Annotated in this window: 13 protein-coding genes and 1 tRNA gene; 8 read left to right on the top strand and 6 right to left on the bottom strand. The window is 62.0% G+C overall.

The features are described from left to right. Window positions 1-74: 74 nt before the first annotated feature. From FUT88_RS03585 to lpxO, 3 genes are all read right to left on the bottom strand, one after another. Window positions 75-1,226, bottom strand: coding sequence for an ABC transporter substrate-binding protein (locus FUT88_RS03585; RefSeq protein WP_147213846.1), 1,152 nt, complete (start codon window positions 1,224-1,226; stop codon window positions 75-77). Window positions 1,227-1,435: 209 nt separating this feature from the next. Next, window positions 1,436-2,053: a YSC84-related protein gene (locus FUT88_RS03580; RefSeq protein ID WP_147213845.1), complete on the bottom strand. Its 618-nt coding sequence runs from the start codon at window positions 2,051-2,053 to the stop codon at window positions 1,436-1,438. Window positions 2,054-2,367: 314 nt separating this feature from the next. Then, a complete protein-coding gene (lpxO, locus tag FUT88_RS03575; protein ID WP_147213844.1) occupies window positions 2,368-3,270 on the bottom strand; it encodes a lipid A hydroxylase LpxO in 903 nt (300 codons plus the stop codon). A 261-nt stretch (window positions 3,271-3,531) separates the two neighbouring features. Here lpxO and FUT88_RS03570 point away from each other — a divergent pair, with 261 nt between their 5' ends. Then, window positions 3,532-4,092 (top strand): hypothetical protein, encoded by a 561-nt coding sequence (locus FUT88_RS03570; RefSeq protein WP_147213843.1) that lies wholly within the window; start codon window positions 3,532-3,534, stop codon window positions 4,090-4,092. Window positions 4,093-4,118: 26 nt separating this feature from the next. Here the strand turns inward: FUT88_RS03570 and FUT88_RS03565 are convergent, their stop codons facing one another. Then, window positions 4,119-4,514 carry a hypothetical protein gene (locus FUT88_RS03565; RefSeq protein ID WP_147213842.1) on the bottom strand — a complete coding sequence of 132 codons (396 nt, stop codon included), beginning with the start codon at window positions 4,512-4,514 and terminating at the stop codon, window positions 4,119-4,121. Between the two features lie 104 nt (window positions 4,515-4,618). Here FUT88_RS03565 and FUT88_RS03560 point away from each other — a divergent pair, with 104 nt between their 5' ends. From FUT88_RS03560 to FUT88_RS03530, 7 genes are all read left to right on the top strand, one after another. Further along, entirely contained in the window at window positions 4,619-5,473 is an 855-nt protein-coding gene (locus tag FUT88_RS03560) for an NUDIX hydrolase (RefSeq protein WP_147213841.1), read from the top strand. A gap of 8 nt (window positions 5,474-5,481) precedes the next feature. Continuing rightward, the gene (gene purU, locus FUT88_RS03555) at window positions 5,482-6,348 is read left to right on the top strand and encodes a formyltetrahydrofolate deformylase (protein ID WP_147213840.1); all 867 of its coding nucleotides are present in this window, start codon (window positions 5,482-5,484) and stop codon (window positions 6,346-6,348) included. A 25-nt stretch (window positions 6,349-6,373) separates the two neighbouring features. Next, the gene (gene dnaQ, locus FUT88_RS03550; RefSeq protein ID WP_147213839.1) at window positions 6,374-7,099 is read left to right on the top strand and encodes a DNA polymerase III subunit epsilon; all 726 of its coding nucleotides are present in this window, start codon (window positions 6,374-6,376) and stop codon (window positions 7,097-7,099) included. 71 nt (window positions 7,100-7,170) lie between these two features. Next, window positions 7,171-7,245: transfer RNA gene (locus FUT88_RS03545), tRNA-Val, on the top strand. 669 nt (window positions 7,246-7,914) lie between these two features. After that, window positions 7,915-9,837: a PrkA family serine protein kinase gene (locus FUT88_RS03540; RefSeq protein WP_004634293.1), complete on the top strand. Its 1,923-nt coding sequence runs from the start codon at window positions 7,915-7,917 to the stop codon at window positions 9,835-9,837. A gap of 54 nt (window positions 9,838-9,891) precedes the next feature. Beyond that, on the top strand, window positions 9,892-11,154 hold the full coding sequence (locus FUT88_RS03535; RefSeq protein ID WP_147213838.1) for a YeaH/YhbH family protein: 1,263 nt from the start codon (window positions 9,892-9,894) through the stop codon (window positions 11,152-11,154). A 114-nt stretch (window positions 11,155-11,268) separates the two neighbouring features. Further along, window positions 11,269-12,777 (top strand): SpoVR family protein, encoded by a 1,509-nt coding sequence (locus FUT88_RS03530; RefSeq protein ID WP_147213837.1) that lies wholly within the window; start codon window positions 11,269-11,271, stop codon window positions 12,775-12,777. A gap of 90 nt (window positions 12,778-12,867) precedes the next feature. On the opposite strand, the gene FUT88_RS03525 is transcribed toward FUT88_RS03530, so the two are convergent. Both FUT88_RS03525 and FUT88_RS03520 read right to left on the bottom strand, forming a co-directional pair. Then, window positions 12,868-13,146, bottom strand: a complete 279-nt coding sequence (locus FUT88_RS03525; RefSeq protein WP_147213836.1) for a DUF1488 domain-containing protein — start codon at window positions 13,144-13,146, stop codon at window positions 12,868-12,870. 166 nt (window positions 13,147-13,312) lie between these two features. Continuing rightward, window positions 13,313-13,826, bottom strand: a 514-nt coding sequence (locus tag FUT88_RS03520) for a helix-turn-helix transcriptional regulator (protein WP_147213835.1), incomplete at its 5' end; no start/stop codon positions are given.

The following is a 13,826-nucleotide window of genomic DNA, read 5'->3' as shown; positions in this document are numbered from 1 at the left end:
ATGCGTTTTGCGCTGGCAACCGCTATGTCCTGCGGTGTAACCACTGCCGAGGCAGGCTGCGGCGCAGCAGGCGTCTATTTGACGAAGGTGCCGTTCGGCCCAATCACCGTCAGCTCGACATAGTTCGCCCCCTTGCGCAGGTTCGGGCCGTAGCGGACTTCCAACCCGCCCAGGTCGATCGTGCCGGCTGATTCCAGCCCCGAGACAAAGCTGGCGCGCGTCGGTGACCTGCCCGCGCGCTTGAGCCCTTCGACCAGCACGCGCGCGGCGGCGTAGCCCTCCATCATGGCGTAGGACGGCGTCACCCCGGCCGCCTTCGCGCTGGATGCCAACTCCCGGCCCAGCAACGAAGTCGAGCGCACAGGGGAGGGCATGACCTGCGAAACCACCACGCCGCGCCCCAGCGCCCCCAGCGATTTCGCAAAGGCCAGACCGGCGTTGTTGGACAGCGCGGCAATCTGCGTCACCGTGCCTTGCTTGTTGAGCGCCTCGATCATTGCGCGCGCCGTCGTGCCCGGGCAGGCCAAGATCACCGCTTGGGGTGCGAACTTGCCGACGTCTGCCGCGGCCTTGGCGATATCCGGTTTCAGGCGGTCGACGGTGAAGATGCTGTGCGCGTCGGCGGGGAGCTTTTTCGTGGCGTTGTTGAAGCCGATCTCGGTGTCCTTGCCGAAGGTGTCGTTCACGTTCACGAGCGCCAGGCGGCGCAGGCCGAGCGTGTCGAAGTAATGCACCAGCTCGGCAATCTCAGCCTGGTATTTTGCGCGTACCACGAAGAGCAGCGGGTCGGGCTGATCGAAGAACGTTGAGGCACCGGTGGACGGCGCCACCACCGGCACGCCGAGCGGACGCGCCTCCGTCATGATCGCCTCGGTATTCGGGGTGCCGCGCGGCAGGAAGAGGGCAAAGACCTGCTTGTCGACCAGCAGTGCGTGCGCGTGTTTCTTTGAGGCTGCCGCATCGAAGGCGTCGTCTTCCGAGATCAACTCGATCTTGCGCCCATTCACGCCGCCCCCGCGGTTCACGGCATCGAGATAAAGCTTGGCGCCCTGCGTCATCTCCTGGACCTGTTCGCCGGCGGGACCCGTGAAGCCCGCCGTCTGGCCGATGATGATCTTGGTGTCGGTGACGCCCGGCTCGGCCATCGTGTGGCCAGATGCCAGCAACAGCCCCGACAGCCATGCGCATACAATGGCGCCGCGCAAGGCGGTGTTGCGACCTGTCATGTCTCCCCCTTTTTTTTTGGGTGATTGTTTTGTCTTGTGCCGATACGGCAGCGCACCGCAACATCGGCCGCACGATGCTAGCCGAGAAGCTCCGCACCGCCCCTCCGGATTTCCCTAGGGCTGCAACATTGCCACAACGCTGGATGCGGGATTCGGGCAAAAAAAACCGCCGTGCGAGACGGCGGCATTGGCGTTCAGCGAAGCGCCGGTCAGTTGTTCTGCTTCGTGATCTTCGTGCCTTCGATCGATGCGCCGGCCATCAGGCCCGCGTTGGTCAGGTTGAAGCCGATGATCGGCTGCTGGGCGGTGTTGGTATCGACCGCGCCGTTCGCGCCGATCTTTGCCAGCGCCACGGTGGCATCGACGCCGGCCGTCCAGCCTTGGCTGTTCTGGAATTTCTGCAGCGCTTCGTCCGTCATGAACAGAATGATGAGCGCACGCGATTGCGCGCCGGCCTGGAAGCCCACTGACGCCGACGCGATGTTGTAGTAGCCCAGCGGACGGCCGCCGCCGGTGCGCAGCACGCCTTCGCCGTACTGGCCGCCCACCACGAAGCCGGCGTTCAGCACCGATGGGAAGACCAGCACGCCCTTGGCGCGCGCAACCAGGTCACGCGAGCCATTGGCCGTGGTGTACAGGCGTGACAGCACGGAATCCGCTTGCGAATTGGTGGTGGCGTGCTTGTTGGTCGACGACATTACGTCGGAGCCCTGCGCATTCGGGCTGGTCGTGGTACAGGCCGCGATCTGGGTACCGAGCAGTGCGACAGCAGCAAGGGCGGCGGCGCGGGTGACGAGGGTCTGGCGGCTGATGAGGTTCTTTTTCATGGCGATCGATCTCACTGTCTTTGTTGTTGACGAGGGACACAGGCACACACGCATCCCGGCTCTGACTCGGTCCCATGCGCTGGGCAAGGGTGTCGACCAAGGTGGAGCAAGCGGCGTGCCCGCCATATCGCATAAGCGCCGGAGCGCTCAATTCCTGACATTAGGCGAGATTTGTGCCGCATGTGGCGCTTTTGCTTCACGGCTTTGTAAAAACGCAAGCCGACTGCAATGTGAGTCGCCTTTTTCACGCGCAACAAAAAACCGGCGCTTCAGGCCGGTTCTTCGTGCATGCAGGAGACGCGCAGGATCAGCGGTCAGATCCAGATGATCAACGCTGCCACGCCAATGATCAGGCCGAACTTCACCACGTAATAGACCTTGCGGTTCCACGCCTTGAAGCGTCGGCGGTACTGGCCCATCACCCACACATAGCGGAACAGCTTGTTGATACCGCCGGTCTGGTCGCCGTCGTCGTTGGGCGAGCTGGCGGCGGTCATGACCTTGCGGCCCAGCCATTTATTGACGCGCTGCGCCCAGCCGAATTTCATCGGACGTTCGATATCGCAGAAGAGGATCAGGCGGTCCTTGTCGGAGGCGTTTTCGGCCCAGTGAAGATAGGTCTCGTCAAAGACGACGCCCTGGCCGTCGCGCCAGCTGTGGCGCTCGCCGTCGACTTCGATGAAGCAACGGTCGTCGTTGGGGGTAGACAGGCCCAGGTGATAGCGCAGCGAGCCGGCAAACGGATCACGGTGCGGGTTCAGCTTGCCGCCCGGCGGCAGTTCGGCAAACATCGCCGCCTTCACACTGGGGAGATCGCGCAGCAGCGCGACGGTCTGGGGGCAGAGCTGTTCGGCTGAAGGGTGATGCGCTTCGTACCACTTCAGGTAGAAGCGCTTCCAGCCATTCTTGAAGAACGAGTTGAAGCCGGCATCGTCGTTTTTCTCGGCGGCCTTGATCTTACGCAGGTTGATGAGCGCCAGGCCCTCGTCGCGGATCTGCGGCCACGCGGCCTGCAGCTTTTCCAGATCCGGAAAGCGTTCGACCGGCACATACGGCGTCTGCGGTACGCCGGAAAACGCGTACATGAAGCAATTGACCGGCGCGACCACGGCCGAGTGGTCGAACATCTGGCGCCAGAATTTCAGGCGCACCTTGCCGCGAAAGTGCACGTACAGAATGGAGCCCAGATAGAGGGCCACGATAATCCACTTGATCAAGGCGATTTCCTTGCCGCGCGAAGGCGGTCAGCAATTGAGTGCATGCGCTGTCAGCGCAATCCGGCATTTTACCCGTGGCGAGACCGCGCCGCGTATATGCCTGCCAACAGAGCACCGTGGTTTTGTGACGCCACGTTATCGTTTGCGGTGTCTTCGTAATATGGAACGTTTGTGTCGATTTGTCGCGAAATGTGCGTCGCGTTCTACAATTCCGTTTTCGTCCACCAGGCCCCTGGTTACGGGCGATCACCGGAGGGAGCGATGGACGTCAAAAAACGCGACGAAGAATCCAGCGACATGCCGACCACCATCGGCATCGCGCCGGGCAGTGCGGAATCGCTGGAGGCGTCCATCCGCCGCGCCCAGGAAGCGTTGTCCGCGGTGTCCACCCGACTGGCAAGCCGGCCTGCTGCGCCGCGCCCGGAACCGGCCAAGGATCGCTTCGTAGAAACGGACGACGCCATGTCACCCGCGCAAGCGCGCGCCCTGGCCGAGCGTTGCATCGCCGGCGATGTCGTGGAGCCGGCAAGCCTCGCGCGGGCGTTTTCTGCGTTGCTCGGACAAATCGATGGATTGGAAGCCGACCATGCCGGCCGGCGTCGCGTGCTGCGGCAGTGGATGGTGAGCCAACTCACCTACAAGATGCTGTATCTGCACCACACCGGTCAGGATTCGACCGTGCCGCCACGTGCGTTGCGCGCTCAGAAGGAGCGGGTGAAGGCGCAGGTTTCGGCGTTGCTGGACGCTGGGCGCGCCTATGCAGATGTGCGCCTGACCGACCTGTGCTTTGCCGAGGATGGCGGTGCAGCCGGTCAGGACTGAATGATCATGCGATCAAGCGATCAGGCTCAATCGTCATCGTCTTCGTCGGGTTCGGAGTCGAGAAAATCGCGGCGGGTGAGCCAGTCGGCGATGGCCTGGTCGCAGGCGTTCTTCAGCTTGGACTTGTTATCCACCTTGTCGAACAGGGTGAAGTTCATCAGGGCCAGGCCCAGGTCGGTGATGTAGAACATCCGCTTCGGGTTGTCGAAGTGGACGATGCGGCCGTCGATGTCGCCTTCGTCTTCGGGCTCGGCGGGCGCGTCTTCGAGTTCGACCACGCGGCAGGTGAAGCGCGGCGCGCGGGTGTGTGTCAGGTATTCGAATTCATCGTGCGACACTTCGCCGGACGGTGTGACGGCAATGGCGAAGCCCCAGATAAAGCGCGGGGTCGGCAGATCCGACAGCTCGTCGATTTCATCCATCCTTGTTTCTCCAGTCTGATGACGGCTTGTATTAACGGCGCATTATCGCGCGACCCGTGCTGCACGGAAAGCACAATGCAGGCCCGACATTGTGGGGCGCCGACATGAGGGACCTGCGCATCCAGCGCATTCGGGACGGGCTCGCGGCCCGGAACGCGTTCCATGCCGACGCGCTGATCCCGTGGATTGTTGCCGGACAACGCGTCGGCTGGCTGAGCCGGGAGCGCGCGTCGCTGCTTGCGCGCTGGCCGCAGTGGTTCGACGTATCGGCGCAGCGGGTCGATTTGCGGGAGGCGCTCGGCAACGAGGCGGCCCGCACCGCAGCGCTGGCCGAAGTCATCGCGCGCCTTGCCGAAGATGGCCACGTGCGGGGCTGGCGCGACGAGCGTTTCGCCGTCAACACCGGCTGGGGTACGCCCACGCTGGCGCTGATCGAGCGCGCCGCCGCGCGTTTCTTCGGTATTCGGACCTATGCCGCACACATGAACGGCCTGATTGCCGGCGCGGATGACGCCGGGCCGGCGCTCTGGCTGGCCCGCCGCGCCGAAACCAAGCCGATCGACCCCGGCATGTGGGACAACCTTGTCGCCGGCGGCATCGGTCATGGCTTCGGTGCACGCGGCGCGCTGGAGAAGGAATGCTGGGAAGAGGCGGGCATCGGCGCCGACCTGGCTGCGCAGCTGGTGCCGTGCGGCACGCTGGATGTGCTGCGCGAAGTGCCCGAAGGCATCCAGTGCGAAACGTTGTTCGCCTTTGACCTGACGCTGCCGGACAGCTTCGTCCCCGCCAATCAGGACGGAGAGGTCGCCGGCCACTTGCGTGCCAGCCGCGACGCGGCGCTTGATATCATGGCGGACTTCGCGATGACGGTCGACGCGACGCTCGTCACCCTCGACGCCCTGGCGCGGCTGGGCTCGTCCCCTACGCCACAGCGGTTTGCGCCCGACAACAATACATAAAACGCTTCATGAGTCACTCCGGTTTCATTCTCACCTTGTCGTGCCCGGACCAGCCCGGCATCGTCCACGCCGTGTCGGGTCTGCTGTTCGAGCAAGGCTGCAATATTCTCGATTCGGACCAGTTCGGCGACGAATTCACGGGCCGTTTCTTCATGCGCGTGCATTTTGTGCCGCAGGGCCAGCCGCTGGACCTTGCCGCCCTGCGTGACCGCTTTGCGCCCATCGGCGAACGTTTCTCCATGCAGTGGGGCATGTTCGACGCGGCGGTCAAGCCGCGCGTGATGATTCTGGTCTCGAAGATTGGCCATTGCCTGAACGACCTGCTGTTCCGCGCCCGCGCAGGCCAGCTGCCGATCGAGATTGCGGCCATCGTTTCGAATCACCGCGATTTCTATCAGCTGGCGGCGTCGTACGACGTGCCGTTCATGCATTTGCCGTTGCTGCAGGCGACGGACGCGCAGAAGGCCCAGCAGGAAGCCCGCATCTGGGAAATCGCGCAGGAGCAGCAGATCGACCTGGTGGTGCTCGCGCGCTATATGCAGATTCTTTCCGACGATCTGTGCCGCAAGCTGGAAGGCCGCGCCATCAACATCCACCATTCGTTCCTGCCGAGCTTCAAGGGCGCCAAGCCGTATTACCAGGCGCACGAGCGCGGTGTGAAGCTGATTGGTGCAACAGCCCATTACGTGACGGCCGATCTGGACGAAGGCCCGATCATCGAGCAGGAAATCGAACGCGTGGACCACAGCATGGACCCGGAACAGCTCACCGCCGTGGGCCGCGACGTGGAATGCGTGGCGCTGGCCCGTGCCGTGAAGTGGCATGCGGAACACCGCATCCTGCTCAACGGCCACAAGACCGTCGTCTTCAAGTAATCCAGTCAGAGTAGGGGAGCGCGCGATGCGACAGATCATTCTCGATACCGAAACCACCGGCCTGAATGCCGCCACCGGCGACCGCGTGATCGAAATCGGCTGCGTGGAGATGGTCAACCGCCGCCTGACCGGCCGCAACCTGCACTTCTACATCAACCCCGAGCGCGAGATCGACGCGGGCGCGATGGCCGTGCACGGCATCACCAACGAGTTCGTGGCCGACAAGCCGAAGTTTGCCGAGATCGTCGACGAGATCCGCGACTACGTACAGGGCGCCGAGGCGATCATCCACAACGCCGCGTTCGACTTGGGCTTCCTGGACATGGAATTCCAGCGCCTCGGCCTGCCGCCCTTCCGCGAGCACCTGTCGGGCCACATCGATACGCTGCGCGAGGCGCGCCAGATGTTCCCCGGCAAGCGCAACTCGCTCGATGCGCTGTGCGACCGTCTGGGCGTCAGCAACGCGCACCGTACGCTGCACGGCGCATTGCTGGATGCGGAACTGCTGGCCGAGGTCTACCTCGCCATGACGCGCGGCCAGAACACGCTGGTGATCGACATGCTGGAGTCGGGCGAGGGCGCATCGGCCGAAGCCGTCGCCGTCGACCTGAGCGCGCTGCAACTGCCGGTGCTGCTGGCGACCGAAGCCGAGGCCGAGGCGCACGCAAGTGTGCTGAAGGAGATCGACAAGGCCAGCGGCGGCAAAACCGTCTGGACGCGCGAGACTGTGGAAGTTGCGCCGGCTGCCTGATCAAAAAAATGTGCGGTCAGGGTATTTACACGGCCGCGCCTTTTCGCCATAATCTCGTTTTCACCGCATTCGGGTGGTTAGCTCAGCGGTAGAGCACTGCCTTCACACGGCAGGGGTCACAGGTTCAATCCCTGTACCACCCACCAAACTGGCGAGAAATCGCTTAAAAGGCCCTCAGGCAAACGCCGAGGGCCTTTTTCTTTGTCCGCTCTCTGTGCGGCCTTTCCCGAACGCTCGTCCGGAGCGGCCGGCAAAACTTTCCCGCTGGCGCAAAAAAGAGACACCTCCCGTCGATCCGTCTCCCTCCTTCCGCCGGACGGCGGGTGCGCGACTGGGTCGGAAACGCATTTCGTCCAATACTTTGCACAATGCGTTGTTGCGTCACGACGAGAAAAGCTGCCGCTACAAACGTACCGCCCCAGGCCGGTGCCATGCGCATCTCTGCGTTATCACGGTTGGCGCCGCGCTGAAATGCAGGGATATCCCCCTCCTGTAATGGGCGTGCGCGCGGGAACTCGCGCCGATCGGTTACGTACCAACCTGCGAGCGCGCGGCGGATGTCATGGGTACGCTTTCTGCTGTGCTCGGTGTAGCCGACCGTCGTGGTGCATGGGCTGATGCATCGTGCAAGGTTCGTTTAGCACTTGATGCAGTCGAGCGCTAACGCAATCGCGACGTGTTGTGCACCGTTCCAGGTCGTCAACCGTTCTTGTGATCATCGGTGATTCGTCTACAGTGGAATCAGCAACGCACGCAAGAACTAGCCTGGCTCTCGCTTGTTGGTGTGGAGTAGGGAAGAAATCTACGGGGGAGATATGGATATTTTCCGCCACTACGCAACGCGTTTTGAAGCTCGCAAAGAGGACGAGTACAGCATCCAGGAGTATCTGGATATCTGCAAAAAAGACTCGACCGCCTATGCGACTGCCGCCGAGCGCATGCTCACCGCGATTGGTCAGCCCGAACTGGTGGACACCCACCACGATCCTCGGCTGTCACGATTGTTCTTCAACAAGGTCATCAAGATCTACCCGGCCTTCCGGGAGTTCTACGGCATGGAAGACACGATCGAGCAGATCGTCTCCTTCTTCAAACATGCCGCGCAGGGCCTTGAGGAACGCAAACAGATCCTTTACCTGCTCGGGCCTCCGGGCGGCGGCAAATCCTCGCTTGCCGAGAAGTTGAAGTCGTTGATGGAGCAGATCCCCATCTACGCACTGAAGGGCTCGCCGATACACGAGTCCCCGCTTGGGCTGTTCTCGCCCGAGGAAGACGGCAAGATTTTGGAGGAAGACTACGGTATCCCGAGACGCTATCTGAACTCGATCGCTTCGCCGTGGGCGGTCAAGCGGCTGCACGAGTTCAATGGCGATATCACGCGTTTCCGCGTGGTGAAGCTGCATCCGTCGGTGTTGTCGCAGATTGCGATCTCCAAGACGGAACCCGGCGACGAAAACAATCAGGACATTTCGTCGCTGGTCGGCAAGGTCGACATTCGCAAGCTGGAGGACTATCCGCAAGACGATCCGGATGCGTATTCGTACTCGGGCGGGCTGTGCCTGGCCAACCGGGGGCTGCTCGAGTTCGTCGAAATGTTCAAGGCGCCAATCAAGGTCTTGCACCCGCTGCTGACGGCCACGCAAGAAGGCAACTACAAGGGCACGGAGGGCTTTGGCGCGATCCCGTTCGATGGCGTCATCCTGGCGCACTCGAACGAGGCGGAATGGCAGAGCTTCAAGTCCGATCGCAACAACGAGGCCTTCCTGGATCGCATCTACATCGTCAAGGTGCCGTACTGCCTGCGTGTGTCGGATGAGGTGAAGATCTACGACAAGCTGCTGCGTAACAGTTCGCTGGCGGCCGCGCCGTGCGCCCCCAACACGCTGAAGATGATGGCGCAGTTCGCGGTGCTCACACGCATCAAGGAGCCCGAGAATTCCAACATCTTCTCGAAGATGCGCGTGTACGACGGTGAGAGCCTGAAAGATGTCGACCCGAAAGCGAAGTCGTATCAGGAGTACCGCGACTTTGCCGGCATCGACGAGGGCATGACGGGCTTGTCGACACGCTTTGCGTTCAAGGTGCTCTCGAAGGTCTTCAACTTCGATGGAACGGAGGTGGCGGCGAATCCGGTGCACCTGCTGTACGTGCTCGAGCAGCAGATCGAGCGCGAACAGTTCCCGCCGGAGACGGAATCCAAGCTGATGTCCTACATCAAGGAGTACCTCACGTCGCCGTACGTGGAGTTCATCGGCAAGGAGATTCAGACGTCGTATCTGGAGTCGTATTCGGAATACGGGCAGAACATCTTCGACCGCTACGTGGTGTTTGCCGACCTGTGGATTCAGGATCAGGAATATCGCGATCCGAACACCGGCGAGATTCTCGATCGCAGCGCATTGAACGACGAGCTGGAGAAGGTGGAAAAACCGGCGGGCATTTCCAACCCGAAGGATTTCCGCAACGAAATCGTCAATTTTGTGCTGCGGGCGCGTGCCAAGAACGGGGGCAAGAACCCCGTCTGGACGAGCTACGAGAAGCTGCGCGCGGTGATCGAGAAGCGGATGTTCTCGACCACGGAAGATCTGCTGCCCGTCATCTCGTTCAATGCCAAGTCGTCGCATGACGACAAGGAAAAGCACGAGAACTTCGTCAATCGCATGGTGGAAAAGGGCTACACCCAGAAGCAGGTGCGCTTGCTGGTGGAGTGGTATCTGCGCGTGCGGAAGTCATCTTAAGGAGATCAGGAGAGGGCGAACACACCCAGCGGACTTCCAATCGAGGGCAGTTACATGGGCACGATCATTGATCGGCGGGAGAACGGTGGCGGCAAGAGCACCGTCAACAAGCAACGCTTCATCAAGCGTTACCGAGACCAGATCCGCCGCGCGGTGGCCAAGGCCGTGACGGGCCGCAAGATCATGGACATCGAGCAGAGCGGGCAGGTGTCCATTCCCGTCAAGGACATCTCCGAGCCCATGTTCCACCACGGCTCGGGCGGGCGCCGCGAGGGCGTCCACCCGGGCAACAAGGAGTTCATTCGCGGCGACAGCTTCGACCGCCCGCAGCAGGGCAGCGGCGGCTCAGGCTCGCAGGCCAGCGACTCGGGCGAGGGCGAAGACGATTTCATCTTCACGCTCTCGCGCGAGGACTTTCTCAACTTCTTCTTCGAAGACATGGCGTTGCCCGATCTTGCCAAGCGCAGCCTGGCCAAGATCGCCGAGGTGCGCAAAGTGCGCGCGGGTTTCTCGCTCGATGGCACACCGTCCAACCTGTCGATTCTGCGCACGATGCGCAGCTCGCTCGGTCGCCGTATCGCGTTGTCCAGCCCGTATCAGCGCCGCCTGCACGAGTTGGAGTGCGAGTACAACGAAGAGCTGGAAAACGACGGCCCTTACAGCGTACGCGCGCAAGAGCTGATGAAGGAGATGCGCCATCTGCGCTCGTGCCTTGATCGCGTGCCGTTCATCGAAAAGCTTGACCTGCGCTATAACAACCGCGTCCTGCGCAAGCGACCGCAGGCGCAGGCGGTGATGTTCTGCGTGATGGACGTGTCCGGCTCGATGGACGAATCGCGCAAGGACTTGGCCAAGCGTTTCTTCATGCTGCTCTATCTGTTCCTGAAGCGGAACTACGAACGCATCGACGTCGTCTTCATCCGCCACCACACCGTGGCCAAGGAGGTGGATGAGGAGGATTTCTTCCACTCGCGCGAGTCGGGCGGCACTGTGGTGTCCAGCGCACTCAAGCTGATGGCGGAAGTGATGCAGGAGCGCTATCCGCCCAGCCAATGGAACATCTACTGCGCGCAGGCTTCGGATGGAGATAACTGGGCTGGGGACTCAGAGTTGTGCGCCAAGATCCTGCGCGAGTCGATCTTGCCGCTGACGCAGTATTACGCCTATGTCGAGGTGGTCTCCACGGAGCCGCAGAACCTGTGGGAGGAGTATCTTACGTTGAAGGCCGGGCACGAGAACTTCGCAATGCAGCGCATTCTCAAGGCGGATGAAATCTATCCGGTGCTGCACGAGCTGTTTCAGAAGCGCGCCGCCTGATCGCTGATTGGGCAGCAGCAGGTTGCTCCGGCTCGGCACCGCTGTGCAGTGGCAGCGTGAGCCATGGCGAGCACGCCACCTGTGACCCTGTGTGATGGACCAACGGGAACGAGCATGGCCTACCTATCTACGGGCTCGGAATGGACCTTCGAGCTGATCAGGCGCTACGACCAAAGCATCGCCCAGATTGCCGCAGACTTCGGTCTGGACACGTATCCGAACCAGATCGAGATCATCACCGCCGAGCAGATGCTCGACGCCTACGCGTCGTCCGGCTTGCCGCTGGGCTACAACCATTGGTCGTACGGCAAGCACTTCCTGGCATCCGAACGCGGCTACCAGCGCGGCCTGATGGGGCTGGCCTACGAGATCGTCATCAATTCGAACCCCTGCATCGCCTACCTGATGGAGGAGAACACGATGCCGATGCAGGCGCTGACGATCGCGCATGCCTGCTATGGCCACAACTCCTTTTTCAAAGGCAACTACCTCTTCCGCACGTGGACGAACGCCGACGCCATAGTCGACTACCTGCTCTTCGCTAAGAACTACGTGGCCGAATGCGAGCAGCGCTATGGCGAGCAGGAGGTGGAACTGCTGCTCGACTCCTGCCACGCATTGCAGAACTACGGGGTCGATCGTTATCGGCGGCCGAAGAAGCTGTCGATCAATGAAGAGCAGGCCCGTCAGGCGGAGCGCGAGAAATACCTCGAAGCGCAGGTGAACGACCTGTGGCGCACGCTGCCCACGCACCGGACACGCGCGCTGGCGACGGCCGACGACGTGCCGGAGCCGGAGCCGCAATTCCCGCCCGAGCCGGAAGAGAACCTCCTGTACTTCATCGAGAAGAACGCGCCCAAGTTGCAGCCGTGGCAACGAGAGATCGTGCGCATCGTGCGCAAGATCGCGCAGTACTTCTACCCGCAGCGGCAGACCAAGGTGATGAACGAAGGTTGGGCCACCTTCTGGCACTACACCATCCTGCACAAGCTGTACGACGAGAAGCTCGTCAATGACGCCTTCATGCTCGAGCTGCTGCAGGCGCATACCAACGTGATCTACCAGCCGCCGTTCAACAGCCCGTACTACAGCGGCCTGAATCCGTACACGCTCGGTTTCCTGATGTTCCAGGACATCCGCCGCATTTGCGAATCTCCTGAGGAAGAGGACTACCGCTGGGCCCCCGAGATTGCCGGCAGCGACTGGCAGAAGACGCTCGACTTCGCCATGCGCAACTTCAAGGACGAGAGCTTCCTGCTGCAGTTCCTGTCCCCTCGCGTGATCCGCGAGTTGAAGCTGTTCTCGGTGCTCGATGACGACCGCGACGCGAGGCTGCGCGTCACCGCAATCCACGACGACGATGGCTACCGCAAGATCCGCGAGTTGCTGGCAGGGCAGTACGACCTGTCGAACATCGAGCCCAATATCCAGGTGACCAACGTCGACGTAGGCGGGGATCGCTCATTGACGCTGCGCCACCTGCAAAGCAACCGCCGGCCGCTTGGACCGAACTACGAAGAGATGCTGCGGCACGTCGTGCGCCTGTGGGGCTTCACATGCCGGCTGGAGGTGGTCTATGAAGACGGCCGACGCGAGATGAAGCACGAGTGCAAGCCTGACTAGCCCACGCCCGTTTCCACGAGGCCAGCCTTGCGCTGGCCTTCTTTTTGTCCATCGCAGACGCGGATGTCGACCATGCTGCTCACGACCCAGCTACATGCCGAAGCGGAAATGGCCGCTACGCAGCACGATGTTGTGTGAGTCCGTCAGCTTGAACAGCGAGCGCGCCATGTCTTCAATGGTGCCGCGATGCGATTCCATGGCTTGCAGAAGGTCTTCCTGCCGCCACGAGCGCGCGCCGAAATGTTCTTCGAGCGCTTCGGCCGTCACCGCATAGCAGGCCGGGCGGCCGTCGACGCTGGCGGTGCAGGTGAGGGTGAGATCCGCGGCGCAGTAGCGTGGCGGGCTGGCGTGGAATTCGATGATTTCCATGGGCGGCCTCCATGAAAAACGGCGATGCACCGTGCGCCGCCTTCCAACCAGTGTATGGCGTGGTCGCATGAATGCAATGTCGCCGCTCAGTGTTTTCACCGGCGGCGTAATCCTAACCCGCAACGTCCGACCAGGGGCGGCGGTAGCCACGGGGAAGCGAGCGGCGCTACATCGCACACATCTGCAGACGGGCAAGGCTCGCCTTGCAACGCGACAGCCACAGCGCCGCTTCTGTCCGATTGTTGACGCCGATCTGCCGGAACAGCGCGTACAGATGGTTCTTGATGGTGCCTTCGGCCACGTTGAGCACGCGGCAGATCTGCTTATTGGATTTGCCCTCTGCAAGCAGTTGCAGCACCTCATGCTGCCGTGGCGTGAGGCGGCGCCAAAGTTCGGCCGGGCTTTCTCCTGGAGTTTGGCGCGGATCGTCAGGGTAGAGATTGCTGATGGGCGGAAGGTACACCGCACCTGAGGTAATGCGCTGCAGGGCTTCGAGCAGAACGTCGGCCGTGGCCTGCCGGTCGACCACGCCGGCGGCCCCGAAGCGCAGCGCGTCGCCTACCACGTGCCGCCCCACCGCTTGCACCGTCAGCAACACGGGCACTTCGGGCAGCGCCGCTTTCAACTCCGATAAACGTTGTCGTGCGTCGTCGTCTTCTGCGCTCCATTCCATCACGACG

It is taken from the genome of Ralstonia sp. TCR112 (assembly GCF_007997035.1).
GTDB classification, from domain to species: domain Bacteria; phylum Pseudomonadota; class Gammaproteobacteria; order Burkholderiales; family Burkholderiaceae; genus Ralstonia; species Ralstonia edaphi.
This window is presented reverse-complemented; position numbering and strand designations above follow the sequence as displayed.

Coding starts and splice junctions, on each gene's coding strand:
- FUT88_RS03585 (WP_147213846.1), bottom strand. CDS start 1,226: ATGACAGGTCGCAACACCGCCTTGCGCGGCGCCATTGTATGCGCATGG.
- FUT88_RS03580 (WP_147213845.1), bottom strand. CDS start 2,053: ATGAAAAAGAACCTCATCAGCCGCCAGACCCTCGTCACCCGCGCCGCC.
- FUT88_RS03570 (WP_147213843.1), top strand. CDS start 3,532: ATGGACGTCAAAAAACGCGACGAAGAATCCAGCGACATGCCGACCACC.
- FUT88_RS03565 (WP_147213842.1), bottom strand. CDS start 4,514: ATGGATGAAATCGACGAGCTGTCGGATCTGCCGACCCCGCGCTTTATC.
- FUT88_RS03560 (WP_147213841.1), top strand. CDS start 4,619: ATGAGGGACCTGCGCATCCAGCGCATTCGGGACGGGCTCGCGGCCCGG.
- purU (WP_147213840.1), top strand. CDS start 5,482: ATGAGTCACTCCGGTTTCATTCTCACCTTGTCGTGCCCGGACCAGCCC.
- dnaQ (WP_147213839.1), top strand. CDS start 6,374: ATGCGACAGATCATTCTCGATACCGAAACCACCGGCCTGAATGCCGCC.
- FUT88_RS03540 (WP_004634293.1), top strand. CDS start 7,915: ATGGATATTTTCCGCCACTACGCAACGCGTTTTGAAGCTCGCAAAGAG.
- FUT88_RS03535 (WP_147213838.1), top strand. CDS start 9,892: ATGGGCACGATCATTGATCGGCGGGAGAACGGTGGCGGCAAGAGCACC.
- FUT88_RS03530 (WP_147213837.1), top strand. CDS start 11,269: ATGGCCTACCTATCTACGGGCTCGGAATGGACCTTCGAGCTGATCAGG.
- FUT88_RS03525 (WP_147213836.1), bottom strand. CDS start 13,146: ATGGAAATCATCGAATTCCACGCCAGCCCGCCACGCTACTGCGCCGCG.